25 protein-coding genes are annotated in these 24,174 nt (G+C 67.9%); 9 read left to right on the forward strand and 16 right to left on the reverse strand.

All coding sequences use genetic code 11. The annotated features are described in order from the left end of the window. Positions 1-10: 10 nt before the first annotated feature. From B4L26_RS07190 to B4L26_RS07215, 6 genes are all read right to left on the reverse strand, one after another. Positions 11-403, reverse strand: a complete 393-nt coding sequence (locus tag B4L26_RS07190; RefSeq protein WP_290717498.1) for a type II toxin-antitoxin system VapC family toxin — start codon at positions 401-403, stop codon at positions 11-13. After that, positions 400-636 carry a type II toxin-antitoxin system VapB family antitoxin gene (locus tag B4L26_RS07195; protein WP_290717500.1) on the reverse strand — a complete coding sequence of 79 codons (237 nt, stop codon included), beginning with the start codon at positions 634-636 and terminating at the stop codon, positions 400-402. Before B4L26_RS07195 ends, B4L26_RS07190 begins: the two co-directional genes overlap by 4 nt. A 50-nt stretch (positions 637-686) precedes the next feature. Further along, positions 687-1,118: a hypothetical protein gene (locus tag B4L26_RS07200; RefSeq protein WP_290717501.1), complete on the reverse strand. Its 432-nt coding sequence runs from the start codon at positions 1,116-1,118 to the stop codon at positions 687-689. Positions 1,119-1,208: 90 nt separating this feature from the next. Then, the gene (locus B4L26_RS07205; RefSeq protein ID WP_290717503.1) at positions 1,209-2,765 is read right to left on the reverse strand and encodes a DNA polymerase Y family protein; all 1,557 of its coding nucleotides are present in this window, start codon (positions 2,763-2,765) and stop codon (positions 1,209-1,211) included. Then, complete coding sequence (locus B4L26_RS07210) at positions 2,762-3,466, reverse strand: hypothetical protein (RefSeq protein WP_290717505.1); 705 nt, start codon at positions 3,464-3,466, stop codon at positions 2,762-2,764. Before B4L26_RS07210 ends, B4L26_RS07205 begins: the two co-directional genes overlap by 4 nt. 171 nt (positions 3,467-3,637) lie before the next feature. Continuing rightward, entirely contained in the window at positions 3,638-4,669 is a 1,032-nt protein-coding gene (locus tag B4L26_RS07215; protein WP_290717507.1) for an Rv2578c family radical SAM protein, read from the reverse strand. Positions 4,670-4,753: 84 nt separating this feature from the next. Here B4L26_RS07215 and B4L26_RS07220 point away from each other — a divergent pair, with 84 nt between their 5' ends. The 6 genes from B4L26_RS07220 (at position 4,754) to B4L26_RS07245 (ending at position 10,971) form a co-directional block, all read left to right on the forward strand. Then, positions 4,754-5,689 (forward strand): bile acid:sodium symporter, encoded by a 936-nt coding sequence (locus B4L26_RS07220; RefSeq protein ID WP_290717552.1) that lies wholly within the window; start codon positions 4,754-4,756, stop codon positions 5,687-5,689. Positions 5,690-5,792: 103 nt separating this feature from the next. Further along, entirely contained in the window at positions 5,793-7,163 is a 1,371-nt protein-coding gene (locus tag B4L26_RS07225; RefSeq protein ID WP_290717509.1) for an LLM class flavin-dependent oxidoreductase, read from the forward strand. Positions 7,164-7,257: 94 nt separating this feature from the next. Next, positions 7,258-8,178, forward strand: coding sequence for a metal ABC transporter substrate-binding protein (locus B4L26_RS07230; RefSeq protein WP_290717511.1), 921 nt, complete (start codon positions 7,258-7,260; stop codon positions 8,176-8,178). Continuing rightward, complete coding sequence (locus B4L26_RS07235; RefSeq protein WP_290717513.1) at positions 8,175-8,918, forward strand: metal ABC transporter ATP-binding protein; 744 nt, start codon at positions 8,175-8,177, stop codon at positions 8,916-8,918. The genes B4L26_RS07230 and B4L26_RS07235 overlap by 4 nt, the downstream gene beginning before the upstream one ends. Next, positions 8,915-9,823 carry a metal ABC transporter permease gene (locus B4L26_RS07240; RefSeq protein ID WP_290717515.1) on the forward strand — a complete coding sequence of 303 codons (909 nt, stop codon included), beginning with the start codon at positions 8,915-8,917 and terminating at the stop codon, positions 9,821-9,823. Before B4L26_RS07235 ends, B4L26_RS07240 begins: the two co-directional genes overlap by 4 nt. After that, entirely contained in the window at positions 9,820-10,971 is a 1,152-nt protein-coding gene (locus B4L26_RS07245) for a serine/threonine-protein kinase (protein ID WP_290717517.1), read from the forward strand. Before B4L26_RS07240 ends, B4L26_RS07245 begins: the two co-directional genes overlap by 4 nt. A gap of 63 nt (positions 10,972-11,034) precedes the next feature. Here the strand turns inward: B4L26_RS07245 and guaA are convergent, their stop codons facing one another. The 3 genes from guaA to B4L26_RS07260 form a co-directional block, all read right to left on the reverse strand. Then, positions 11,035-12,615: a glutamine-hydrolyzing GMP synthase gene (guaA, locus tag B4L26_RS07250; protein ID WP_290717519.1), complete on the reverse strand. Its 1,581-nt coding sequence runs from the start codon at positions 12,613-12,615 to the stop codon at positions 11,035-11,037. A 119-nt stretch (positions 12,616-12,734) separates the two neighbouring features. After that, positions 12,735-13,082, reverse strand: a complete 348-nt coding sequence (locus B4L26_RS07255) for a DUF1801 domain-containing protein (RefSeq protein ID WP_290717521.1) — start codon at positions 13,080-13,082, stop codon at positions 12,735-12,737. Further along, a complete protein-coding gene (locus tag B4L26_RS07260) occupies positions 13,079-14,857 on the reverse strand; it encodes a GMC family oxidoreductase N-terminal domain-containing protein (RefSeq protein ID WP_290717523.1) in 1,779 nt (592 codons plus the stop codon). Before B4L26_RS07260 ends, B4L26_RS07255 begins: the two co-directional genes overlap by 4 nt. A gap of 125 nt (positions 14,858-14,982) precedes the next feature. On the opposite strand from B4L26_RS07260, the gene B4L26_RS07265 reads away from it, so the two are divergent. Next, a complete protein-coding gene (locus B4L26_RS07265) occupies positions 14,983-15,339 on the forward strand; it encodes a hypothetical protein (RefSeq protein WP_290717526.1) in 357 nt (118 codons plus the stop codon). A gap of 2 nt (positions 15,340-15,341) precedes the next feature. Here the strand turns inward: B4L26_RS07265 and B4L26_RS07270 are convergent, their stop codons facing one another. Beyond that, entirely contained in the window at positions 15,342-16,484 is a 1,143-nt protein-coding gene (locus B4L26_RS07270) for a GuaB3 family IMP dehydrogenase-related protein (protein WP_290717528.1), read from the reverse strand. Positions 16,485-16,543: 59 nt separating this feature from the next. Next, complete coding sequence (gene guaB, locus B4L26_RS07275) at positions 16,544-18,055, reverse strand: IMP dehydrogenase (RefSeq protein WP_290717530.1); 1,512 nt, start codon at positions 18,053-18,055, stop codon at positions 16,544-16,546. A gap of 116 nt (positions 18,056-18,171) precedes the next feature. Here guaB and B4L26_RS07280 point away from each other — a divergent pair, with 116 nt between their 5' ends. Continuing rightward, positions 18,172-18,564, forward strand: a complete 393-nt coding sequence (locus B4L26_RS07280) for a DUF5319 domain-containing protein (RefSeq protein WP_290717532.1) — start codon at positions 18,172-18,174, stop codon at positions 18,562-18,564. A 108-nt stretch (positions 18,565-18,672) separates the two neighbouring features. Here B4L26_RS07280 and B4L26_RS07285 read toward each other — a convergent pair whose 3' ends face one another. From B4L26_RS07285 to B4L26_RS07295, 3 genes are all read right to left on the reverse strand, one after another. Continuing rightward, positions 18,673-19,518: an anti-sigma-D factor RsdA gene (locus tag B4L26_RS07285; protein WP_290717534.1), complete on the reverse strand. Its 846-nt coding sequence runs from the start codon at positions 19,516-19,518 to the stop codon at positions 18,673-18,675. Next, positions 19,518-20,117, reverse strand: coding sequence for a sigma-70 family RNA polymerase sigma factor (locus B4L26_RS07290; protein WP_290717536.1), 600 nt, complete (start codon positions 20,115-20,117; stop codon positions 19,518-19,520). The genes B4L26_RS07285 and B4L26_RS07290 overlap by 1 nt, the downstream gene beginning before the upstream one ends. 75 nt (positions 20,118-20,192) lie before the next feature. Then, positions 20,193-21,008, reverse strand: a complete 816-nt coding sequence (locus tag B4L26_RS07295) for a hypothetical protein (protein WP_290717538.1) — start codon at positions 21,006-21,008, stop codon at positions 20,193-20,195. A 229-nt stretch (positions 21,009-21,237) separates the two neighbouring features. Between B4L26_RS07295 and B4L26_RS07300 the strand changes: the two genes are divergently transcribed. Beyond that, positions 21,238-21,534 carry a WhiB family transcriptional regulator gene (locus tag B4L26_RS07300; RefSeq protein WP_290717541.1) on the forward strand — a complete coding sequence of 99 codons (297 nt, stop codon included), beginning with the start codon at positions 21,238-21,240 and terminating at the stop codon, positions 21,532-21,534. A gap of 89 nt (positions 21,535-21,623) precedes the next feature. On the opposite strand, the gene groES is transcribed toward B4L26_RS07300, so the two are convergent. Both groES and B4L26_RS07310 read right to left on the reverse strand, forming a co-directional pair. Then, the gene (gene groES / locus B4L26_RS07305; protein WP_290717543.1) at positions 21,624-21,923 is read right to left on the reverse strand and encodes a co-chaperone GroES; all 300 of its coding nucleotides are present in this window, start codon (positions 21,921-21,923) and stop codon (positions 21,624-21,626) included. Between the two features lie 164 nt (positions 21,924-22,087). Then, a complete protein-coding gene (locus B4L26_RS07310) occupies positions 22,088-23,887 on the reverse strand; it encodes a hypothetical protein (RefSeq protein WP_290717545.1) in 1,800 nt (599 codons plus the stop codon). Positions 23,888-24,174: the final 287 nt, after the last annotated feature.

Here is a 24,174-nt window from a genome sequence, read left to right on the forward strand (position 1 = left end):
CAGACCGCCGTCATCGCAGCGCAGACCGTATTCCGGTATGGATAAAGTCATCCCCCTTGAACAACAGCGGCTCATCGCGCTCTACCGCCAGCGCATAGGCAAAGCAGTCACCGAAGTTCAGTTGCGCACGGTGGCCACCCCCTTTTCCGAAGTCCGCGTACGCTCGGCGGGCGATGCGGGCCTGCTCGACGCTGACCGGAACTACCTCAATCTCCGCCGTCCGCAACCACGAGTCGAACGCCCGGCCAACCTGCGGAAGCCCCTTGCGATCGACCACGATCCCACACTCCAGGTACGTACCGGCCGACATAACCGAAGCGCCTGCCGCAAGTGCGTCCGCATACCGTCGGGCATCGCCCTCACCCGCAAGGATCGCGAAGACCGCGGAGGTGTCGACGATCATTGCGGCAGGCCGTCCTCGTCGTAGAGATCGACAGTCGGATCCGTGCCGGGCACCAGCCCGAGCAACCCGCCGACCTCCACCCCGCGTTCGAGGATCCGCTGCGCGCGCTCGTCAGCCAGCAATGCTCGTAGCCGCACCTCAACCGCGGAGCACACCGCGGCCTCCTGACTCTCACCGGTGAGCCGCGCGATTTGCTTGACCATCTCGTGGGTTTGCGGGTTCTTGATGTTCATCGCCATAGTGGTACCTTCCTACCGGAGTAATGGTACCAATCTACCTTCGGTTACGCTCTGCCGATCGCACCGCGCAAGACGCCTGCTTCAGCACGCTTTGCCGAGACAGTGAACAGGCCGCCCGGCGCAACCGTGTACCGCCAACGGTCGTTGTCGCAGCGCACTCCGACCCGATAGTGACCGGGCTCGGTATCGCGCGTCCTCGTCGTCGACCCACCCGGCGCAAGATCCACGTGTACCGCGAGCAGATCGGAACGGAGCGATGCCCCCGACTCGGCGTCGCTCAGCGCGACCGCGCAGGTGATCGCATTCTGTCTGTCGAGGTTGGCGACGCGCAGCGTCACCGTCTCGTTCCCGTTGTCCACGGCATCCACACGAACCCACGACGTGCCCATCGTCAGCGCGTTGACGATCGGGGTCGTGACCACCACCGGTGCCGCTACCGCCGCCGTCCCGGCGACGGCATACCGCAGGATTTTCATCGCCCTCACCGCCTTTCGCATTCCTCCAGAGTCCGCCGACGATCATGGGGGGCGCACGGGTAACGCACTACTCGGATTCGTTCCAGTCACCTACTCGTAGACGCCCTCCACCCGCCACCGATCCCCGGCACCGAAGCGCAGCAGCAATGCCCGATCGTCGTCGAGCAGCACTTGGGCTCGGGCCAGCACCTCGTCGCCGGGCAGTCCGCACGGCCACGGACCCGCCCACCACTGCACCGACCAGCTGTGCCGCCCTGCCGCGACCGACACCGGCTCACCGGTGAACACACCGCGTGCAGTCACCCCGACCGGATGCCCGGTGGAGTCGCACACGTCCACCGGCGCGTCGACCAGCACGGCCGGCGTCGGCTCTGGCAGCCGCGACGGCCATGGCGCGCCGAGCGGTCGCGCCGGTACCGCCGACTCCCCGACGGGGACCAGGGTGATCTGCTCCGCCGGCCCCCGGCCGCCGCTGCGGACCGGGACCATCACCGCGTCAGCACCCAGCAGCCCCTGCACCCGGACCAGTGCGCGGCGGATGCGATCGGCGCGCGGACCGTCAGGCGCCTCGCCGCCTCCGGCAAACTCGTATTGCAACCCCATCCCGGTGGACACCTCCACCGGCTCCAGCACCAGTTCGACGATCGGCGAGTCCGGCCCCTCTCCCGCGCCGGTGGCACCCTCGGTCAGCCACCCCTCGAGCTGCCAGCGCACCCGGTCGGCGGTCGCCTCCGGCGTCAACGGCAGTGCACAACACCAGATACGCGAATTCTCTTGCCCCCGTTCAGTTCTCGCGTGCACTGCCAGGCGTGTGCACGACACCGTCGCCGCGGTCAGCCGTTCGTGCAGCTGTGCGGCGAGGCGCCGCGCGAGGAACGCCGCGGCATCGATGCGCTCGACCGGCGGGTCGCAGGGATAGACGACGGTGAGTTCCGGCGGGGGCGGTACTGCCGATGGCGCGCGGCCCGGTTTCCCCGACGCCTGCCGGTGGGCGACGACGGCATCGGCGTCGAACCGAGCGCCCACGTCGGCGGCGGCCAGTGAGGCGAACGCCCCCAGCGTGCGCAGCCCCAAGCGCCACAGCAGGTCCACCAGTTCAGTGCGCGAGTCACCGCCGAGGCTGGGCTCGACGCCCAGCTCCCGGATCGGCAGCCCCGCCAAGAACTCCGCGTCGCCCCCCGGCGCGACGAGGCACTCCCGGCGGGCGGCGAGTACCGCAGTGAACATCTCATCGGCGATCCCGATCTGCACCTCGGCACCCACGTCGGCGACCGCCTCGACGACGGCGGCGGCCAGGTTCTCCTCGGAGCCGAAGTAGCGCATCCCCGACGACGGTGCCGCCACCAGCCCGGGCCGCAACACCTCGGTCGAGGGCAGGATCGCGGTGACCGCCGTGACGATCGGCGCGAACAGCCGCCCGTCGCGGTCGGGGTCGTCGGGGATGACGACCAGTTCCGGGCAATTCGACTGCGCCTGCCTCTTGCGCATGCCGCGGCGGATGCCCGCGCGCCGAGCGGGTAGAGAGCAGGCGACGACCCGATTCGCGGCAAGCACCGCGATCGGGGTGTCGGGCGGGAGGTCCCGCTCGGTGGCGGCGGCGATCGCCGGCCAATCCGGGGCCCACAGGGCCATGGTCCGACGGCTCATCGTCGTGCCCCAGCAGCAACCGTGGCGCTGCGCGGCGGGCGGCTGCGCGAACGCAACGAGACCGACAGGTCCCATCCGCCGATCCGGCCGTACCCGCAGGCACCGGGCGCCGGGTCCGATCCGCCCGGCGTCGCCGTGCGATAGCGGCTCACCCGGGCCGACAGGTGTGCCGCAGCACCAGGCCACTGACCACCGACGACCAGCAGCACCGACGAGTTGCGGCGTGCCCGGGCGGCGAGGACCTTTGCGCGCGACGGCGGCACCGACATCCCGTCCAGTCCTAGGACCACCAGGTCTATTCCGTCGAGCAGAACCGTCGCGATCTGCAGCGGATCCGACCCGGGGTCGGCGACGAGGGCGATGCGCGACAGGTCGGCACCCATCTCCGCGGCCGCGAGCATGCTCAGCCGGGACAACCCGACGACCGCCACTTGCGCGCCGGCCCCGCTGCTGGCTGCGATCATCGACAGCAGCAGCGACCCGGCACCCGAGGCCGACACCACACTCCCCCGCGCCAGCCCGCCCTGAGGGAACAGTTCGGCGAGGTTTTCCGGTACCGACAGGACGTCGGGGACCAGACCGTCTTCCCCCGGTCTGGTGTCCGGATCCACCCGTGGTGCCGCACCCCCTGTCGTCGTCGACATCCGTGACATCGCTTGGCGCAGTTGCGCGATCGCGGGGTCGATTGCTGCTTCACCCATGTCTTCTCCCGACCGTTTCCACGCAGTCGTCGAGCCGGTGAATCACGCTCGACGAACCACTCGTGAAGCCGGTCGGGAAGATACCGGCGCATCGAATATTTATTCGATATCCAGACTGTAGACCCAGGGTCCGACAATGCGCAAGAGTGATTGTTTCCGCAGGTCAACAACCTAAAAGAGGGTCGGTTCCGCCATCGTCGCAGGTCTGGACGCCACGGTCGCAACCACCGCCGGCGCAACGTCGGACACGGGTCCGGAACGACCAGCCAGACCATGGTGGGACACCAGTGGCCGCAACCGATCTGCGAGTCTGGCGGAGTACTCGGCGGACACGTACGAACCCCGTCCGTAGAGCGCCCGATACCGCCGCAGCAGCGCTGGGTGCTCATCGGCCAGCCACTGCAGGAACCACTCCCTGGCGCCGGGCCGCAGGTGCATCGGGATCGCCGACACGCTGACCGCACCGGCCGCCGCCAGGCCAGCCAGGAGCGCATCGAGCTGGGCAGTCGAATCGGTCAGATACGGGACCACCGGAGCCACCATCACGTGCGGCGCCAACCCGGCGTCGGCGATCTCCCGAATGAGCGCCAACCGCGCCCGCGGCGAGGGTGCGCCCGGGTCGAGTTGTCCGGCCAACTCCCCGTCGACCATCGACAATGACACTGACACCGACACGTCGACGACATCGGCGGCCTGTCGCAGCAGCGGCAGGTCGCGCGCCAGGAGCGTTCCCTTGGTCAGGATCGAGAACGGGGTGCCCGACGAGGCGAGCGCACCGATGACCGGCGGCATCAACCGATAGCGTCCCTCCGCGCGCTGATAAGGATCGGTGTTGGTGCCCAGCGCCACGACCTCGCGCTGCCACGACCGCCGCCGCAGTTCCTTTCGCAGCACCGCGGCGGCGTTGAGCTTCACGACGATCTGCTTGTCGAAATCCTCCCCGGCGTCGAAGTCGAGGTACGTGTGTGTCGACCGCGCGAAGCAGTAGCGGCAGGCGTGGGTGCATCCGCGGAAAGTGTTGATGCTGAAGCGAAAGGGCATGCCCGAGGACACCGGAACCGGGTTGAGCAGCGAGCGGCACAACACCTCGTGGAACGTGATGCCGGCGAACTCCGGCGTCGTGACCGTGCGCACGAGGTCGTCGCGGCCCAGCCCGGGCAGGGCACCGTCGTCGACCTGGATCGTCTGATCAGCCCACCGCATGCCCCCATGCGAACACATGTTCTAACTGCTGTCAACATGACGGCGCTTCCAGCGGCCGATACCGTTGGACGCGTGATCGAGCGGATGGAGCGCCACCAGATCGCGGTCTACCTGCTGTCGATGGCGCTCGGCGCGGTCATCGGGTTCTCGGCCCCCCGCACCGGCCCGGTTCTCGAGCACGCGATCAACCCAGCCCTCGGCGCACTGCTGTACGTGACGTTCCTGCAGGTCCCCGCCCGTGATCTCGCGCGCTCGCTTCGCGACGGGCGGTTCCTCGCGGCGATCCTGACGGTCAACTTCGTCGTCGTACCGCTGGTCGTCGCAGTCCTGTTCGCATTCCTGCCCACACAGGAGGCGATCAGCGTCGGCGTCCTACTCGTCTTGCTGTGCCCGTGCGTCGACTACGTCATCGTCTTCACCGGTCTCGCCGACGGCGACAACCGTCGTCTGCTGAGCGCGACGCCGCTGCTGCTGCTCCTGCAGATGGCGCTCCTACCGCTGTATCTGACCCTCTTCCTCGGCGACGACCTGCGCGAGATCGTCGACGTCGGGCCGTTCCTGCGGGCATTTGTCTTCCTGATCGTCATCCCGCTGGCTCTGGCCTGGCTGACCCAGGCTTGGTCGGCGCGCACTCGGGCCGGACAGAGGGTCGCCACCGGAGCAGGTGCGCTGATGGTGCCGTTGATGGCCGTAGTGCTGGCCGTCGTCGTCGCATCGCAAATCCCTCGGATCGACGGCAACCTCGGCGCACTGGCCCCGGTGATCGTCGTGTACGCCGCGTTCCTCGTCGTCATGCCACTCGCCGGCAAAGCCGTCGCTGGGCTGTTGCGCCTCGACGTCCCGGCCTCCCGTGCCGTCGCCTTCTCCGGCGCGACCCGCAATTCCCTGGTCGTACTACCACTCGCTCTCGCCCTGCCCACCGGGTACGAGCTGGCTGCAGCCGCCGTCGTCGCACAGACCCTCGTCGAGATGGTCGGGATGGTCGTCTACGTCCGCGCGATCCCCCGGTTGGTCCGCTAGCCGTATTTCCCCGACACCCCGTTCCAATCAGCGCGGGCACAAGATCGACCCGCGTGACACCACCGGGATTGGATGGTCGCACACCCCGACCAAAGGACATCCGATGACCCGCCAGCTGCACCTCGGAGGCTTTCTAATCGCCTCACCCGTCACCCATTCGCACGCCGCGTGGCGCCACCCCGGCTCGGAGACCGACTACTTCGGACCCGACCACTACCACCGCATCGGCCGCATCCTGGAGCGCGGCACTTTCGACTTCGCGTTCTTCGCCGACCTGCTCGCGGCACCCGTGCGGTTCGGCGGCGACCAGTCCGAGCCGTTCCGCCGTGGCACGCAGGCCGCCGCGACCATCGACCCCAGCCTCGTCGCGGCGAGCATCGGCGCGGTCACCACCCGCCTGGGCATCGCGGTAACCAAGTCGACGACCTACTTCCACCCATACGAGCTCGCGCGCGTCTTCGGATCGCTGGATCATCTGACCCGCGGCCGTATCGCGTGGAACATCGTCACCTCGCTCTCCCAGGCGGAGGCGCAGAACTTCGGGTTCGACGAGCACGTCGCGCACGACGAGCGCTACACCCGGGCCGAGGAGTTCGTGTCGACGGCCATCAAACTGTGGTCGAGTTGGGATGCCGACGCGGTGACGGCCGACAAGGCCACCGGCGTGTGGGCCGACCCGTCGAAGATCCACACCGTCGACCATGCCGGTGACCACTACCGCACACGCGGGCCGCTCAACCAGCCACGCTCGCCGCAGCATCGGCCGGTCCTCATCCAGGCCGGCTCATCGGACACCGGCCGCAACTTCGCGGCCCGCTGGGCCGAGGCGATTTTCGAGATCGACCCGACGCCGGAGGGCCGCAAGGCCTACTACGACGACGTGAAGAGTCGCGCATCGAACTTCGGGCGCAATCCCGACCACGTGAAGGTCTTTCCGTCGTTCATCCCGTTCATCGGCGAGACCGAGTCCATCGCCCGTGAGAAGCAGGCCTTCCACAACGAGCTCGCCGATCCCATCTCCGGTCTCATCACATTGTCGGTGCACACCGATCACGACTTCTCGCAGTACGACCTCGACGCACCCGTCGAGGACGTCGTGGTGAGCGGCACGCAGGGCCTGTTCGACGTGGCGCGGCGCCTCTCGCAGCGCGACAGCCTCACCCTGCGAGACATCGGAAAGCTCTACGCGCAGGGTGTCCTGCTGCCGCAGTTCGTGGGTGCCGCTTCCGACGTCGCCGATCAGATCGAGGAGTCGTTCCGCGGTGGGGAGGCCGACGGTTTCATCGTGTCCAGCGCGCAGGCACCGGGAACGTTCAACGAGTTCGTCGACTACGTCGTACCCGAGCTGCGCCGCCGCGGCCTGTTCCGCACCGAATACGAGGGGACGACGCTGCGCGAGCACCTGGGCCTCGGCGATCCGCACGATGACCTGCCCGCCGACATCCGAGGCGAGGAGATCCGTCTGGGCGCGTGATCGAGCCTCTCGGTGGTCGAGTGCTCCGCAACGAATGAGCGGACGTATCGAGCTCCGACTTCTAATTTCGGCTAACCGAAGTTAGAGTATTGGAATGGCGAAAGTGCTCGGCTGGTGGACTGCCGCGGTGGTCGCCGCAGTGCTGCTGGCCGGGTGCACACTCCCCCGGGAGGCCCGCGACGCATCGGGCAAGCCCGTCGTCGTCACGACGTTCACCGTCCTGGCCGACATCGCCGCCAACGTCGCCGGGGACCGGCTCACCGTCGAATCCATCACCAAGTCCGGTGCGGAGATCCACGGATACGAGCCGACCCCCGGCGACGTGCGCAAGGCCGCCGGTGCGGTCCTGGTCATCCGCAACGGATTGGGCCTGGACAGGTGGTTCGACCAGTTCACCGACGACTTGCCCGCGCCGAGCATCGACGCCTCCAACGGTGTCGTCCCGATCCCCATCGCTTCCGACGCGTACGCGGGCAAGCCGAATCCGCACGCATGGATGAGCCCGCTGAACGTCGAGACCTACGTCGACAACATCGTCAAAGCGTTCATCCGCATCGACCCCGACGGTGCTCCTGTGTTCCGCGCGAACGCCGCCGCCTACAAGCAGCAGCTGCGCGACGTCCAGCACGACCTGGTCACCTCGTTGCGCACCCTGCCCGTCAACGAGCGGGCGCTCGTGACCTGCGAAGGGGCGTTCTCCTACCTGGCCCGAGACACCGGCCTGACCGAGGCGTACATCTGGCCGGTGAACGCCGAGCAGCAGGCGGTCCCGCGGCAGGTCGCGGCGACTATCGACTTCGTGCGCGCCCAGCGGGTCCCGGCGGTGTTCTGCGAGTCCACCGTCTCCGACAAAGCCATGCAGCGCGTCGCGGCGGCGTCGGGCGCTCGCTTCGGCGGCATCCTCTACGTCGACTCGCTGTCACTGGCCGACGGTCCCGTGCCCACCTACCTCGACCTCATCCGTCACGACGCCCGCACCATCGTCGACGGCCTCACCGGGAGGAACGCGCAGTGAGCGACGCCCTGCAAGTGCGATCGGCAACCGTGAGCTACGGCGAGGTCCACGCGCTCGACGACGTCAGCATCGACGTGCCTCGCGGCACCGTCTGTGCGCTGATCGGGATGAACGGTTCCGGCAAGTCGACGCTGTTCAAGACGATCATGGGCATGGTCACCCCGCAATCGGGCAGTGTCACGATCTGCGGGATGACACCGGCAGACGCGCGCAAGAAGGGCGTCGTCAGTTATGTCCCACAGTCCGAGGACATCGACTGGACGTTCCCGCTGTCGGTGCGCGACGTCGTGATGACCGGCCGCTACGGGCATCTCGGCTTCACTCGACGGCCGCGGCGCGCCGACCGGGAAGCCGTCGCCGCCGCACTCGACCGCGTCGAACTCGCCGACCTCCAGCACCGACAGATCGGCCGACTCTCCGGCGGCCAACGCAAACGGGCGTTCGTCGCACGCGCGATTGCGCAGGACGCGCAGGTCCTACTGCTCGACGAGCCGTTCGCCGGCGTCGACAAGCGGTCCGAAGCCTCGATCACCGCGCTGCTGCGCGAGGAGGCGGCAGCCGGTTCGACGGTCCTCATCTCCACCCACGACCTGCACTCGGTGCCCGACCTGGCCGATCAGGCAATCCTCCTGCACCGGCGGGTCCTCGCCCACGGCGATCCCGCCGAGGTCGTGATGCCCAACAACCTGGTACGGGCATTCGGGCTCGACCCACTCGAACACCGGAGGGCACGACGATGAGCGGGCTGATCGAATTCTTCGCCGAGCCGTTCCGGTTCGGGTTCATGACCAACGCGCTGTTGGCGACGCTGATCGCCTCGACCGTATGTGCGCTGCTGTCGTGCTGGCTGGTGCTCATCGGCTGGTCGCTGATGGGCGACGCCGTGTCGCACGCCGTGCTGCCCGGCGTCGTGCTCGCCTACATCGTCGGGGCGCCGTTCGCGGTGGGGGCCGTCATCTTCGGCTTCCTCGCCGTCGCTCTGATCGGCGCGGTGCGCGACCAGGGGCGGGTGAAGGAAGACGCCGCCATCGGAATCGTGTTCACGACATTGTTCGCGCTCGGTTTGGTGCTGATCTCGGTGACCCCGAGTCAGACTGACCTGAACCACATCATCTTCGGCAACCTGCTGGGCGTCTCCACGTCGGACCTGCTGCAGATCGCGATCCTCGGCGCCATCGTCGCCGCGGTGCTGATCCTCAAGCGCCGTGATTTCACGCTGTACGCCTTCGACCCCACCCACGCCTTTGCGATCGGCATGAACCCCCGGCTGATCGGCGCGACGCTGCTCGGACTGCTGGCGCTCACGGCGGTCACCGCGCTGCAGGTCGTCGGGATCGTGCTGGTCGTCGCGATGCTCATCATCCCCGGGGCCACCGCCTACCTCCTCACCGATCGCTTCCGGACCATGCTGGTCCTCGCGCCGGCATTCGCCGTAGTCTGCGGCATCGTCGGCCTGTATATCTCCTTCTACGCCAACACCTCGACCGGCGGCATGGTGGTGCTCACGCAGGGCGCACTGTTCTTCCTGGTCTACCTCTTCGCACCCGATCGCGGCGTGCTCACCGGATGGGTGCGCGCCCGCGCCGGTGCAGCGGGGCGCGGACCGGAACCGGTCACGCGGTCCGACCTATACTCAGCGGGATGACCACCGCGCACCGTGTCCCCGGCCCCGATCTTCTGGTGGCCGGGCGCTATCGACTGCACTCGCGCATCGGCGACGGCGGGATGGGCTCGGTCTGGCTCGCCAAAGACCAGTTGCTGCACCGTGACGTGGCCTGCAAGCGCATCATCTCCCTCGACGGATTGTCCGAGGAGAGTGCCGATCTGATCCGCAGCAAGGCGCTGCGCGAGGGGCGCATCGCGGCACGGTTGTCGCACGACAATGCCGTCGCCGTCCACGACGTGGTGATCGACTACGGAACACCCTGGTTGGTGATGGAGTACGCCCCGTCGCGCAGCGTCGCGCAGATCCTGCACACCGTCGGGACGCTGAGCTTCATCGATGCCGCACAGATCGGCGCGCAACTCGCCGCCGCGATGACACAGGCACATGCCGCGGGGATCGTCCACCGCGACATCAAGCCCGGCAACATCCTGATCACCGGGAAGGGTCCCGATGCGGGGCACGTGAAACTCACCGACTTCGGCATCGCCTACCTCAAGCATGAGGAGACCGAGCTCGACGACGATCTCGTATCCGGTACGCCCGCGTACTTCGCGCCCGAGGTGGCCCGCGGATCGGCGCCGGGCGACGCGTCCGACGTGTACTCACTGGGCGCGACGATTTACACGATGGTCGAGGGCGAGCCGCCGTTCGGCGTCTCCGACGACGTTCCCGCACTGCTGGACCGGGTTGCCCGTGCGCAGATCCGGCCGCCGCAGAAGGCGGGACCGCTCGAGCCCATCCTGTTGGCGATGCTCACCCCCGGACCGTCGAAGCGGCCGACGATGGCGCAGGTGCGCGACCAGCTGGCCGGCCTCGTCGCCACGTACAACCACACCACGCCCGCGCAGGTCCTGGAAGGACGCATCCGCCGGGCCGACGGCGCGGTTCCGGTGTGGGCGCTCACGACGCCGCAGGCACCGCGACTGAGCACCGGGTCCTATGCGCGGTCCTCTTTGCCCGCACCGCCCCCGCCACCACGTGCGATGCCGATGGCCTATCCCCCGCGCGCCGCGACGTCGCGTCCGCCGGCCTGGCAGCGGCGTTTCCTGGCACACCGGACGCTGGTGATGTCAGCGGTGTCGGCGGCCGTGCTCGTCGTCGTGCTGATCTTGATCATGGCGCTGTAGAACGGCAGTCTCAGCACTCTGATTTGCCCACTCCGAGCGGCAGTTCTCACCGCCGACGGGGAGTCACTCCCACTCGATGGTCCCCGGCGGCTTGCTGGTCACGTCGAGGACGACGCGGTTGACCTCGGGCACTTCGTTGGTGATGCGGGTGGAGATCGTCTCGAGCGCCTCGTAGGGCACCCGCGTCCAGTCCGCGGTCATGGCGTCTTCGCTCGACACCGGGCGCAGGACGATCGGGTGGCCGTAGGTCCGTGAATCACCTTGCACGCCAACACTTCTCACGTCGGCGAGCAGGACGACGGGGCATTGCCAGATCTGACCGTCGAGACCGGCTGCGGTGAGTTCCTCGCGGGCGATGGCATCGGCTCGGCGCAGCAAGTCCAGGCGGTCGGCGGTGACCTCGCCGACGATGCGGATGGCCAGGCCGGGGCCGGGGAACGGCTGGCGGGCGACGATCTCCTCGGGCAGGCCGAGTTCACGGCCGACGGCCCGGACTTCGTCTTTGAAGAGCAGGCGCAGCGGTTCGACGAGGCTGAACTCGAGGTCGTCGGGCAGGCCGCCGACGTTGTGGTGGCTCTTGATGTTCGCGGTGCCGCTGCCGCCACCAGACTCGACGACGTCGGGGTACAGGGTGCCCTGGACGAGGTATTCGACCTTCTCCCCCGTTGCCGCGCGCTCGCCGAGGACTTCGCTGACCGCGCCCTCGAAGGAGCGGATGAACTCGCGGCCGATGATCTTGCGCTTAGCCTCGGGATCGGACTGCCCAGCGAGTTCGGCGAGGAAGGTGTCGGCAGCGTCGACGGTGACCAGCCGCGCGCCCGTCGCGGTCACGAAGTCGTTCTGGACTTGCTCGCGCTCACCGGCCCGCAACAGGCCGTGGTCGACGAAGACGCAGGTCAGCCGGTCGCCGATGGCGCGCTGCACCAGCGCAGCCGCCACCGCGGAATCCACTCCGCCGGACAGGCCGCAGATGGCCAGCCCGTCGTCGCCGATCTGTTCGCGCACCGAGGCGACGAGCGATTCGGCGATGTTGGCGGCGGTCCACGTCGGCTTCAAGCCGGCGATCTCGTAGAGGAAGCGGGTGAGGACTTCCTGGCCGTGGGGGCTGTGCAGGACCTCGGGGTGGTATTGGACGCCGGCCATCTTGGCGTCGGGATTCTCGAAGGCCGCGACCGGCGCCCCGGGGGTCGAACCCGTGACAACGAAGCCGTCGGGCGCGACCTGCACCGCGTCGTTGTGGCTCATCCACACCGGCTGCGTCTCGCCGAGACCGCCGTGCAGGATGCCGCCCGAGCAAGCCAACATGGTGCGGCCGAATTCGCGCCCGCCGGTGTTGGCGACGGTGCCGCCGAGGGCCTGCGCCATCGCCTGGAAGCCGTAGCAGATGCCGAACACGGGGACGCCGAGCTCGAGGATGGCCGGGTTGAGCGTTGCCGCGTCTTCCGCGTACACCGACGCCGGCCCGCCCGAAAGCACGAGCGCGGCCGGGTTCTTGGCCGCAAACTCCTCGATCGGAGCGTCGTGGGCGATCACCTCGGAGTAGATTCGCGCCTCGCGCACGCGCCGTGCGATGAGCTGCGCATACTGCGCGCCGAAGTCGACGACGAGGACGGGACGCGGGTTGCCGGTAGCGGTGTTGGGCACGGGTCGAGTCTAGTGGGGGCCCACGCCGACGGTCGGACTGGCGTCGGGTCGCACGTCTGAACCCCTCACCGTTTCGTCAACCCAACATCGATCCGGCGATTGGCAGCATGGTGGTGGTTTTAGTCCTTCGACTCGTTGAGCGCGACGGCGGCGCGGATCAACTCGACAAAAGCGTCGGCATTAAGCACGTCACCCTCCCCGACGTCGACGGCGCGACGCGTCCCGGCGGTGAGGCTGGCGTTGAAGACGTGCTCGGGGTCGGGCAGCGACGCACCCTTGGCGAACGTGACCTTCACCTTGTCCTTGTACGTCTCAAGCGTGCAGACCAGGCCCGACGCGCTGAACGTCGGCACACCGTCGGGGTTGGACGGCTTGCGCCACTTCACCTCTTCGACGATGCCGGCGTCGGCTCCCAGGATCAGTCCGCGGATCTCCTCGACCCGGGCCGCGCGCCAATCAGCGCTCACCCAGCCGCCTTCTCGGGCGCTTTCGCCTTCGGAGCCTTGGCGGCCACCGGCGTGATCGTCAGGCGCAAGCCACCCGGCGCATCAGCGGGGACGACCGGCGCGACGGGCGCGACCGGGTCAATCCGCACATATGCCTGCCCCTGATCGGGACGCAGGTCGGCCTCGCCCTTGTTCGGCCACAGCGACGCGGCACGCTCGGCCTGGGCGCTGATCGACAGCGACGGGTTCACCCCGAGGTTCGCGGTGATCGAAGCACCGTCGACGACGTAGAGCGAAGGGTAATTCCACACGCGGTGGTACGGGTCGATGACGCCACTGGTCGGATCGTCGGAGATGACGCATCCACCCAGGTAGTGGGCAGTGAGAGGGATGTTGAAGACATCGCCCCACGTGCCGCCGGCGAGGCCGCCGGGCAGCTTCTCGGCCATCAGTCGCGTCGCCTCGTTGCCGGCCGGGATCCACGTCGGATTCGGCTCGCCGTGGCCTTGGCGACTGGTCACGTACTTGAAGGGGCCGCGCTTGCGGACGAAGGTCGTCAGCGAGTTGTCCGACGACTGCATCACCAGGGCGATAACGGTCTTCTGGCTCCACTGGCGGGGCACCAACAGCCGCCCGAGCAGCCACGGACGAGTCACCAGGACGCGCAGCAATTGGCCGAGGCGGTGGGCACGCGTCCCACCGTCGGTCAACACCGTCTGCAGGTAGGCCATCGCATTGGAGCCCTTGCCGTAACGGACGGGCTCGATGTGCGTGGAGTCGTCGGGATGGAACGACGAGGTGATCGCGACACCTTCGGAGAAGTCCGACTGCGGGTCCACCTTGCTCGCCATGGCGCCGAGGATCGACTCCGAGTTCGTGCGGGTCAGCACCCCCATCGCATCTGAAATCTTCGGCAGCGTCGACCCCTTGGCCGCGTGCATGAGCTTCTGCGTGTTGAACGTGCCCGCCGCCATAACGACGTTGTCAGCGGTGAAGGTCCGCTTGCGGGCACCGAAGGGACCCCACGACGACGAGCCGTGCGTCGACACCTCCCACTTGCCGTCGGGACGCTGGCACAGACCGTCGACGGTGGTGCGCTCGATGACCTGCGCACCGGCCGATTCCGCCAAACCGAGGTAGTTCTTGACGAGAGTGTTCTTGGCGCCGACGCGACAGCCGGTCATGCACGAGCCGCATTCGGTGCACGCGGTGCGCGTGGGACCGGCACCGCCAAAGTACGGGTCGGGCACGGTCTCGCCGGGCGCGCCGTTGCCACCGGTCTTCGCCCCGAAGAAGACGCCGACCGGCGTCGTCACGAAGGTGTCGGCGACGCCCATATCCTCGGCGACCTCTTTGATGATCCGGTCGGAGTTGGTGAACGTCGGATTCTTGACGACGCCGAGCATTCGCGTCGCCTGGTCGTAGTGCGGGCTCAGTTCCGACTCCCAGTCGGTGATGTGGGCCCACTGCTTGTCGTTGAAGAACGGCGACGGCGGCTTGTACAGGGTGTTCGCGTAATTCAACGATCCACCGCCCACACCCGAGCCGGCAAGGATCATGACGTCCTTGAGCAGGTGGATGCGCTGGATACCGAGGAGGCCGAGCTTCGGTGCCCAGACGAACTTCCGCACTCGCCAACTCGTCTTGGCGAACTGGTCGTCGGTGAAGCGGCGACCCGCTTCGATGACGCCGACGCGGTACCCCTTCTCCGTCAACCGGAGCGCGGTGACACTGCCGCCGAATCCGGAACCGATGATGAGCACGTCGAAATGACTGTCTTGTGGGCTGCGAGACATGAGCCGATCATAGCCCGGTGTCACATCGGACATTGTCACACCTGGTGATCCAGCACACATTGCGCCGCACGAGCTTCCATGGCGTGCCGGGCACCACCAATGCGACCGTGGCTACCCTCGGTAGCGTGCTACCCCAAGATTGGATCGAACACCGCCGGACCGACCGGGAGCCGATCGGGTGGATCTGTCCCGACGGCGACGGCTTCCGCGTGTTCGACCTCCTCGGCCGGGAGCGCACGTCCGACCCGGTCGATTGGCTCGACGCCGAGGAGATGCTCGACGAGTTGGGAATCGGCTACCTCGCCGATCGATGGGTGTTGCGACTCGACGACGGTCGTGAGCGGCCCGTGCGGGTCGCGGAGACGAGCCCACGAGGGATCGTCGTCCTCGCCGACGAATACGGTGCCGCTTCCGCGGTCGGCGCCAACCCCGATCGCTACGACCTGCCGTTCCCCGCAACCGACGCGCTGCGTCCGGAGTGACGTCAGGCGCGGACGGAGAGCCCGACCTTCTGGAACTCCTTGAGGTCGCTGTACCCTGCCTTGGCCATCGATCGGCGCAGACCGCCGACGAGGTTGAGCCCGCCGAACGGATCGTCGGACGGACCGGTGAGGATCTGCTCGAGGGGGCGCCGGTCGTCCGCTTCGGCGATCTGCAGCATCGAGCCGCGAGGGGTGTCGGGGTGGGCCGCCGCCGATGTCCAGTACCACCCGCCGCCCGGGGCGCTCGCCGCACTGGCCAGCGGCGTACCGAGCACCGCGGAGTCCGCACCGCATGCGATCGCCTTGGCGAGGTCGCCCGAGGTGTTGATGTCACCATCGGCCAGCACGTGCACGTACCGCCCGCCGGTCTCGTCGAGGTAGTCGCGACGGGCGGCGGCAGCGTCGGCGATCGCGGTCGCCATCGGGACGCCGATGCCCAGCACGTCGTTGGTCGTAGTGCAGAACTCCGTTGCGCCGTAGCCGACGATGACGCCGGCCGCGCCGGTGCGCATCAGGTGCAAGGCGGTCCGATGGTCGTGGACGCCACCGGCGATCACCGGGACGTCGAGGTCGGCGATGAACGTCTTGAGGTTCAGCGGCTCCCCGCCCCCGGCGACGACGTGCTCGGCGGAGATGATCGTGCCGTGCACCACGAGCAGTTCGACGCCGGCCTTGAGCAACGTCGGCGTCAATTCGGGTGCGTGCTGCGGGCTGACCCGCACGGCGGTGGTCACCCCGGATTCACGGATCCGGGAAACGGCCTGCGCGAGCAATCCCGTATCGATCGGCGCTGAGTGCAGGTGCTGCAGGAATCGGGTCGCAGCACTCGGGTCCGGGTCGTTCTCGGCGACGTCGCGCAACGCGGCGATCTTTGCGTCGGCATCGGCGTGCCGCGCCCACAGGCCCTCGCCGTTGAGGACGCCGAGCGCACCGAGTCGGCCGAGTTCGATCGCGCTGTCCGGCGACACGAGCGCGTCGGTGGGATGGGACAGGATCGGCGCGGCGAAGCGGTAGGCGTCGATCTGCCACGCCGTCGAGACGTCCTTGGACGAGCGGGTCCGCCGTGACGGAACGATGCTGATGTCCTCCAGCTCGTAGGTCCGACGAGCGGTCCGGCCCATCCCAAACTCCACTAGATCACGCACGACGGTCGCGCCTTCCTGCCCTGCCGGGCGGCTTCACCTTTGAATACCGGTCGAACCGGTCAGCGAGAATAGTAGTTGGGCGCTTCGGCGGTCAGTGTCACGTCGTGCGGATGGGATTCCTTGAGGCCCGCCGCCGTGATCTGCACGAACTGGGCCCGCTGCAGGTCCTCGATGGAGGCCGAACCGGTGTAACCCATCGCGGCGCGCAGGCCACCAACGAGCTGGTGGATCACCTCGCCGAGCGGGCCGCGGAACGGCACACGACCCTCGATGCCCTCGGGCACGAGCTTCTCCTCGGAGAGCACGTCGTCCTGGAAGTAGCGGTCCTTCGAATACGACTTGCCCTGGCCGCGGCCCTGCATGGCACCCAGCGACCCCATGCCCCGGTAGCTCTTGAACTGCTTGCCGTTGACGAGGATCAGTTCGCCGGGCGACTCGGCGGTACCAGCCAGCAGCGACCCGAGCATCGCGGTGGACGCGCCCGCCGCAAGGGCCTTGGCGATGTCGCCGGAGTACTGCAGGCCGCCGTCGGCGATGACCGGTGTGTCGGAGGCCCGGCACGCGGCGACGGCCTCAAGAATGGCGGTGATCTGCGGGGCACCCACCCCGGCGACGACGCGCGTCGTGCAGATGGAGCCGGGGCCCACGCCCACCTTCACCGCATCCACACCGGCGTCGATCAGTGCCTGGGCACCCGATCGCGTGGCGACGTTGCCGCCGACGATCTGCACACGGTCGCCGATCTCTGCCTTGAGCTTGCCAATCATGTCGAGCACCCCGCGCGAATGCCCGTGTGCACTGTCGACGACGAGCACGTCGACGCCGGCGTCGGTCAGCGTCATCGCCCGCGTCCACGCCTCGTCACCGGCCCCGACCGCGGCGCCGACGAGGAGCCGGCCGTCGGCATCCTTCGTCGCCAACGGGTGCTGCTCGGTCTTGACGAAGTCCTTGACCGTGATCAGGCCGGTGAGCCGACCCGCACCATCGACGATCGGGAGCTTCTCGATCTTGTGCCGCCGCAACAGGTTCAGAGCGGCGTCCGCGGACACACCCTCCTGCGCCGTGATCAACGGCGCCGGCGTCATCACGTCGGCGACGGCCCGCTTCTGGTCGACCTCGAACCGCATGTCGCGGTTGGTGATGATGCCGACGAGCTCGCCCTTGTCGTCGACGACGGGGAGCCCGGAGATCCGGTAGCGCGCGCACATCGCGTCGACCTCGGCGAGGGTGTGCGCCGGGGAGCACGTCACCGGGTCGGTCACCATGCCGGCCTCAGAGCGCTTGACCGTCTCCACTTGGGAGGCCTGCGCGGCCACCGACAGGTTGCGGTGGAGCACGCCCATGCCGCCGGCCCGTGCCATCGCGATGGCCATGCGCGCCTCGGTGACGGTGTCCATAGCCGACGAGACGAGAGGCACGCGCAGGGAGATCGACCGGGTCAGCCGCGAGGAGGTTTCAACGTCGGACGGGATGACGTCGGATGCGGCGGGCAGCAGCAGCACATCGTCGAAGGTCAAGCCGAGCATCGCTACCTTGGCCGGATCGTCGCCACCAGTCCGCACAGTCACCATTGGCCCATCTTAGCGGGCCCGCATAACGCCCCGCCGACCTCCCACCGCGCGAAACGCCGCCGGTCACAGGGGTGCGCCGTGCGGTCAACACCGGGGTGATCGGTTACGGTAGAGGCGTGCACGACCAGTATCCCGGCTTGCCGCCGGACCCGTTCGCCGACGACCCGAGCGACCCCGCCGGGGTGCTCGACGCCGTCGAGCCCGGCATCCCGCTGGACCTCGCCGAGCGGCTCGCCGTCGAAGAGGACCTGGCCGACCTTGCCGTATACGAGTCCTTGCTGATGCCACGCGGCGTCCGTGGGCTGGTCGTCATGTGCGACGACTGCAACGAGGACCACTACCACGACTGGGACATGCTGCGCGCCAACCTGCAGCAGCTCCTCGCCGACGGCACGGTCCGTCCGCACGAGCCCGCGGTGGACCCGCGCCCCGAGGATTACGTCACGTGGGATTACTGCCGCGGCTATGCCGACGGTCAAGCCCACCGCGGCCGGCGCCACCGCCACTGACCCGCCCCGTCGTCACACGCAGCTGCGCACAAACCAGCACCGTTTCGTCAACCCGACATCAATCGATGCGGGGTTGACGAAACGGTGCTGGCTCCTTGCTTCGCGACCCTAGTTCGGCAGGATCGTGATCGGCGGGCGCGGCTGGTGCCCGCCACCCTGATGCGGACGCTGCGGCGCCGGCTTGGGCTGCGGGGCCTGGCGGGGCTCCGGAGCCTGCTGCTGTTGCGGTGCCGGAGTCCAGTGCGGCGCGGGCGGCGGCACGTACTGCGGCATGTTGTCGGTGACCTGCGGGGCGGGCTTGGGCGCGGGCGCCTTCTTCGCCTTCTTGGGCACGACCGGGGTCGCAGCCTTGATGGCCGACTCGGCCGATGCCGACAGACGGTCGACCCACGCGTGCAGCTGGCTGCGCGTCTGCTCGTCGCTCACCGGTGCGAGGTTCGCCCGGGCACGGTTGAGCAGTTGCTTGGCCTCGTGCGGCTTGCCGGCGGCGAGCAGCTTCTCCGCCTGCTCCAGGTTGATCTGGGCGGAGTAGGTGGCCTGCGTCTGCACGGCCTGGTCCTTGAAGACGACCTTCTTGATGCCCCACAACGGATCGTTGGGGTTGGCACCTTCGGAGAGCACGGTGAGTCCACCGAGCGCGACGCCGACGATCGCGGCGGCACCGGCGATGAGTCGCAGATGGCGGCGCATCTTGGGCGCGGACTCGCGCGAAACCGAACTCGCGACGATGGCGCGTTCGACGTCGTCGACGGTGACCTCGTACTCGACCGGTGCGGCGAGCACGTCGGCGCGCCAATCGGTGAGCAGCTCGGCCAGGTCGAAGTCCGCCTGGGTCTCGGCGACGACCGGCAGGCCGAGGCCGAGTGCCTCCACCATCTCCTCATCGCGGGTGATGTTGGCGATGTCGAGTCCGGCGACGGAGTCACCGAGCTCGGCGGGCGTGTAATCCCTCATCAGCGTTGCTCTTTCTGATCTTGGTAGGTCTTGTCGCGGTGGTTGGTCAGCTCGCCGCGCAGCTTCGTCAGCGCACGGTGTTGGGCCACTCGGACGGCGCCGGCCGTGGAGTCCACGGCGACGGCGGTCTCGTCGGCGGACAGCCCGACGATGAGGCGCAACACGAGGATCTCGCGCTGCTTCTCGGGCAGCGTCGCCAGCAGGGCCGACATCCGACGGTTGCCCTCAGCATCGATGGCTCGCTGCTCGGGGCTGTCGGAGAAGTTGATTTGTTCGGGCATTTCGTCGGTGGGGTCGGCCTTGGACCGGCCAGCCACCCGGAGCGCGTCAGCAACCTTGTGCGAAGCAATACCGTAGGCGAATGCGAGGAATGGCCGCCCCTCGTCGCGATAACGGGGCAGTGCCGTCATCACCGCCATCAATGCCTCCTGCGCAACGTCATCTGCGGAGAACAAATGACGTTCCCCGACCCCGATCCGTCCCCGGCAGTAGCGCAGAAGCGGTTCCTGCACACTCTCGAGAACGGTGGCAAGCGCCTCACGGTCGCCCTGGCTGGCTGCCAAGACGGCGGCGTCGAAAGCGTCACCTGTCAGTTTCATCGTCAGTTGCAGTCCCCGTGTTACACGACTCATCGCAGGCGGGAGGGCCTACCCGCGCGACCATTCAGGTCCACCCTAGACGTCGGCGGCGTCGGCACCGAATCCCGAGCCGGGGAAAAACCCGGTTGCACGCAATAGAGCAGTCGTCTCCTCGATCTCCCGGTGTGCCCGCTCCGACGGGGCGATTCCGGCGATCAGCTGCCATCCGGCCCACCGCAGCGGTGTAAGCCCGGCCTGCTCGGCGTCGTCGACGACGGTGCGCGCTGCATCCTGCGAGGCATCGAGATCACCACTCGCGGCGGTCGCGGCCGCGACGATGAGCCGCGTCTTTATCCGGTGGTGTGTCGACGGGCAGTCCGCCGCGAGACGCTGCGCCTCCTGGGCCCGCCTCTGACCTGTTGCGGGGTCACCGCGGTAGAGCGCGTTCTCGGCGCTGACCCAGTGCCACCGCAGCGCGACCCGGCCCGCGACGATCCATTCGCCCGTAGGCCCCTCGCCGGGCAACCCCAAGACCTCGCCGGCGCGGACGAGCAGTCGCGTCGACGCATCAAACCGCCCGAGTCCGAGGTTATCGGCCGCCAATCCGATGAGGGCGTCGCCGAGGGCGGCACGCACCCATTCGCCGTCGCGTAGCGCAGCGAAGGCCCGAGCGGCAATGAGGGCGGCACGGCCGTCGGGCCCCTGTGCGGCAACGTGACGGCCGGACTGCCGCAGCCACGAGGCGCGTGTGCTCTGCCCGAGCGAGCGCACCGCCTGACCGAGGGGGTTGCGCGAGGAACCGACCACCGCATCAGCATCGTCGAGAATCGATTTCGCCCGCGCGACCGCGCCGGCCGCGCCGAGTGCCACGGCACGCTCCCACAACTCCCGCGCCACCGTTGGATCGCCCATCCGGAATACGTTATCCGACGCTTTTGGACCGCCTTTTAGTATCAGATTGAAAAGCTTCTGACCAGTAACGCAAACGTTAAATCCATGCCAATTTTTGCTAGCAAAGATCACACATTCACGAAATTGACTTACGTCGGTTCGGCTGTTTACTGTGGCCCCACGAGCGCCCCACAAGGGCACTCGGATAGGGCCATAAGGGGCCCGCAAAGAACTCACAAGGAGGCGCGCCATGTCGATCCCCCACCTGCCCGGACCCAACGCCGATATCTGGGATTGGCAGCGCCTCGGCACCTGCCGCGGTGCCGCGTCGTCTGTCTTCTTCCACCCCGACGGCGAGCGCGGCAACGCTCGGCTGCGCCGCGAGCAGCGCGCCAAGGAACTGTGCCACGCCTGCCCCGTCCTCGTGCAGTGCCGCGAGCACGCCCTGCGCGTCGGCGAGCCCTACGGCATCTGGGGCGGCTTGGGCGAGGCAGAGCGCGCGATGATCCTCAAGAGCCGCGGTCGGCGCGGAAACCTCGCCGGCTGACGTCACAGACAACCGACATCACAGACAAAGAGATCCGCCCCGGTTCCCTTGCGGGAATCGGGGCGGATCTCGTCGTCTGTGCGGTCGGGTCAGCCGATGACCGCGAGCACGTCGCGCGCCGAGAGGATCAGGTACTCCTGACCGTCGTACTTGATCTCGGTCCCGCCGTACTTGCTGTAGATCACGGTGTCGCCCTCGGCGACGTCAACCGGAATCCGGTTCTCGCCCTCGTCGTCCCAGCGGCCCGGGCCGACTGCGATGACCTTGCCCTCGGAGGGCTTTTCCTTCGCCGTGTCCGGGATCACCAGGCCAGAAGCGGTGGTGGTCTCAGCCTCGATCGCCTGGACCAGGATCTTGTCCTCAAGCGGCTTGATGTTCACACTCGCCACGATGTGAGTCCTCTACTTTCATTCCTGAACGAAAAATGATGACGTTTGTGGCCCTGCTCGGACAAGCCCCCGTCGTCGCGGGTGAACGTGGGCTCTTCGCAGTGCCACCTAGCACTCTATACCTGAGAGTGCCAGCACTCAAGGCCGGGCTGTGCTGATACTGGTCAGCGCTCGGCCGGCTTGGTCCCGTTCTGGACGGACTTGGTCCCGTTCTGGACGGGCTCGGTGCTATTCGGGCGCTTCGCAGTGCTGTTGCGGCTCTTCGGACGCTTGGCCTTGGCACGCTGAACCTTGAGTTTGCGCTGCAGCGCCCGCTGCTCCGCCGGGGTCAACGGCTCGGGCATCTTCGCCGTGTCCTTGCGGTACTGCGCGCCTCGGCCGGTACCGGTGGTGTCGTCCTCGCGGAAGCACATCGAGCGCATGACGTTGTGAAAGTTCACCAGGCCGTGGACCAGCGGAAGGTTCGCCAAGACGACCAGGATCTTGGTGATCGACACCGCGCCCCGCTCCCCGGCGGCGGGTAGCCACGGGAAGAGTGCGCCCAGCACTGCGCCCTCCACCTGGCCGCCGATCTGGCCGAACAGCCAGAGGGACAAGTAGTAGACGTAGTACGCGGCGGTCAGCGTCTTGGTCACCGTGAGGTCGGCCAGCGACACCGTCTCACCGAAGTTCGCCCCGTTCGCATGGTTGTTGTTCAGACCGATCAGCACGTCGAAGGGCGCACCGCCGACGTACGGGACGAAGATGCCCGCGAACAACGAGGCAAGCTGCTCGTTGAGACTGAAATCAGCCGGATCGGCCGGGATCAGGTTGTGCGGGACACGGATGGCGCGCATCCGCCCCAGGATGTCGCGGGTGGCGTCGCGGACCTGCCGCTTCTGCGCCGGGCCGACGGCCAGGCTCTCGACGTGCGCAGAAGTCCGCAGCACGATCCGGCTCAGCGGCAGGCTGCTGACCGGCTTGCACGTCTGGGCGTCGGCGAGCGCGAGCTGGTCAGCCGCGCCCTGAATGATCGCCGGGATCGGGATGTTGTATTTGACGGTGTCGCTCGGTTTGCCGGCAGCATCGCGCTGCTGCGCGGTCACACGCGCGACGCACTGGTTGATGAACGCGTTGGAGATGGCCTGGTACACGTACGTCGCGACGAGCTGCCAGCCGGCGAACCCGATGTTCAGCAGGGTGTTGTACGAGGTCAGACCAGTGAGGTAGCCGGTGATGAAGCCCCACAGCCCGGCCGGGATCGGCCCGGCCGAACCGGGCAGGCTGACGAGGTCGCCCTCGCCGCCGAGGACGGCACCGCTGTACGGGAGGAACGCGGCACCGATGCGCAGCGGGGCGACCACCGTGGCGAAGAGGTAGAGCCACGCTGTCTCCACCGCCTGCTGCAGCGTGATGTTCTCCAGCGCGATGGCCTCGTTCTGCTTGCCGTCGCGGATCTTGAGAAGGCTGTCGACGATCCACGCCGACGTGGCGGTGCGGTAGCGTGCGCCGCCGTTCTTGCTCCGGTCGGCACCGTGGGCCATCGGGTTGTCGGAGACGGCCAGGGTCGAGACGTGGATCTTGGCCATGTCGCGGTGCGCGGCGGCCTTGGCGCCGTGCGCGGGCCCCTGCAGTTCCCTGGGCAGGATCGGGTAGATCGATTCCCACAGCGAGTCGTAGACGACGCGCAAGGTGGTGAACTCACCGGAGACGCACACCGTCGCCTTGTCGGCGTTCTCCTTCAGCGGGCGCAGCATCGAGTGCGGTGACCGGGCGATCCGGTCGATGCGCTGTTGGTAGGTCTCCATCTTGGGCTCGGCCTTCGGCTTGGCCTTCTTGGCGACCTGGTTCTGATACAGCAGCGCAGGGTTCTGTGTGACGGCGGCGGCCGAGCCGTTGCCCGTGATGGTGGCGATGGCGAAGACGCTCAGCGTCGCCACGGCGACTCCGCGCACCCACAACTTCGACGACGCTCCCGCCCGCATCCTTGCTCGTCCCACTTGCTCCCCCGAAAATCGATCGCGCCCGGACCATGCCCGAATTGCGTAAGTCTTCTTGTAAGGGGAGCCTAACCCACGGGCAGCGTCGCGTTACAACGATCTCCAGCGTCTTGTGAAGGACCTCACACGACTGACAGGAGACTCCCAGGTGAACTCCAGGATATCGCCAGCATCATCTCGTCACGCGACGAGGTCCGCCAGCGCCCGCATCGCGATGGCAGCCAAGAAGCGCGCACCCGGCTCGATGATGTCGTCGTTGAAGTCGTAGGCCG

Origin of the sequence: Gordonia sp. UBA7599, assembly GCA_002477755.1 — a bacterium.
GTDB lineage: Bacteria > Actinomycetota > Actinomycetes > Mycobacteriales > Mycobacteriaceae > Gordonia.

What these genes read in the sequence shown, in the direction of transcription:
- B4L26_RS07215 (WP_290717507.1), bottom strand. Translation starts at nt 4,669, where the DNA reads ATGCGGTGGGCTGATCAGACGATCCAGGTCGACGACGGTGCCCTGCCC.
- B4L26_RS07225 (WP_290717509.1), top strand. Translation starts at nt 5,793, where the DNA reads ATGACCCGCCAGCTGCACCTCGGAGGCTTTCTAATCGCCTCACCCGTC.
- B4L26_RS07300 (WP_290717541.1), top strand. Translation starts at nt 21,238, where the DNA reads ATGTCGATCCCCCACCTGCCCGGACCCAACGCCGATATCTGGGATTGG.
- B4L26_RS07230 (WP_290717511.1), top strand. Translation starts at nt 7,258, where the DNA reads ATGGCGAAAGTGCTCGGCTGGTGGACTGCCGCGGTGGTCGCCGCAGTG.
- B4L26_RS07245 (WP_290717517.1), top strand. Translation starts at nt 9,820, where the DNA reads ATGACCACCGCGCACCGTGTCCCCGGCCCCGATCTTCTGGTGGCCGGG.
- B4L26_RS07310 (WP_290717545.1), bottom strand. Translation starts at nt 23,887, where the DNA reads ATGCGGGCGGGAGCGTCGTCGAAGTTGTGGGTGCGCGGAGTCGCCGTG.
- B4L26_RS07240 (WP_290717515.1), top strand. Translation starts at nt 8,915, where the DNA reads ATGAGCGGGCTGATCGAATTCTTCGCCGAGCCGTTCCGGTTCGGGTTC.
- B4L26_RS07210 (WP_290717505.1), bottom strand. Translation starts at nt 3,466, where the DNA reads ATGGGTGAAGCAGCAATCGACCCCGCGATCGCGCAACTGCGCCAAGCG.
- B4L26_RS07200 (WP_290717501.1), bottom strand. Translation starts at nt 1,118, where the DNA reads ATGAAAATCCTGCGGTATGCCGTCGCCGGGACGGCGGCGGTAGCGGCA.
- B4L26_RS07205 (WP_290717503.1), bottom strand. Translation starts at nt 2,765, where the DNA reads ATGAGCCGTCGGACCATGGCCCTGTGGGCCCCGGATTGGCCGGCGATC.
- B4L26_RS07260 (WP_290717523.1), bottom strand. Translation starts at nt 14,857, where the DNA reads ATGTCTCGCAGCCCACAAGACAGTCATTTCGACGTGCTCATCATCGGT.
- B4L26_RS07295 (WP_290717538.1), bottom strand. Translation starts at nt 21,008, where the DNA reads ATGGGCGATCCAACGGTGGCGCGGGAGTTGTGGGAGCGTGCCGTGGCA.
- B4L26_RS07220 (WP_290717552.1), top strand. Translation starts at nt 4,754, where the DNA reads ATGGAGCGCCACCAGATCGCGGTCTACCTGCTGTCGATGGCGCTCGGC.
- guaB (WP_290717530.1), bottom strand. Translation starts at nt 18,055, where the DNA reads ATGGTGACTGTGCGGACTGGTGGCGACGATCCGGCCAAGGTAGCGATG.
- B4L26_RS07285 (WP_290717534.1), bottom strand. Translation starts at nt 19,518, where the DNA reads ATGAGGGATTACACGCCCGCCGAGCTCGGTGACTCCGTCGCCGGACTC.
- B4L26_RS07190 (WP_290717498.1), bottom strand. Translation starts at nt 403, where the DNA reads ATGATCGTCGACACCTCCGCGGTCTTCGCGATCCTTGCGGGTGAGGGC.
- B4L26_RS07195 (WP_290717500.1), bottom strand. Translation starts at nt 636, where the DNA reads ATGAACATCAAGAACCCGCAAACCCACGAGATGGTCAAGCAAATCGCG.
- B4L26_RS07290 (WP_290717536.1), bottom strand. Translation starts at nt 20,117, where the DNA reads ATGAAACTGACAGGTGACGCTTTCGACGCCGCCGTCTTGGCAGCCAGC.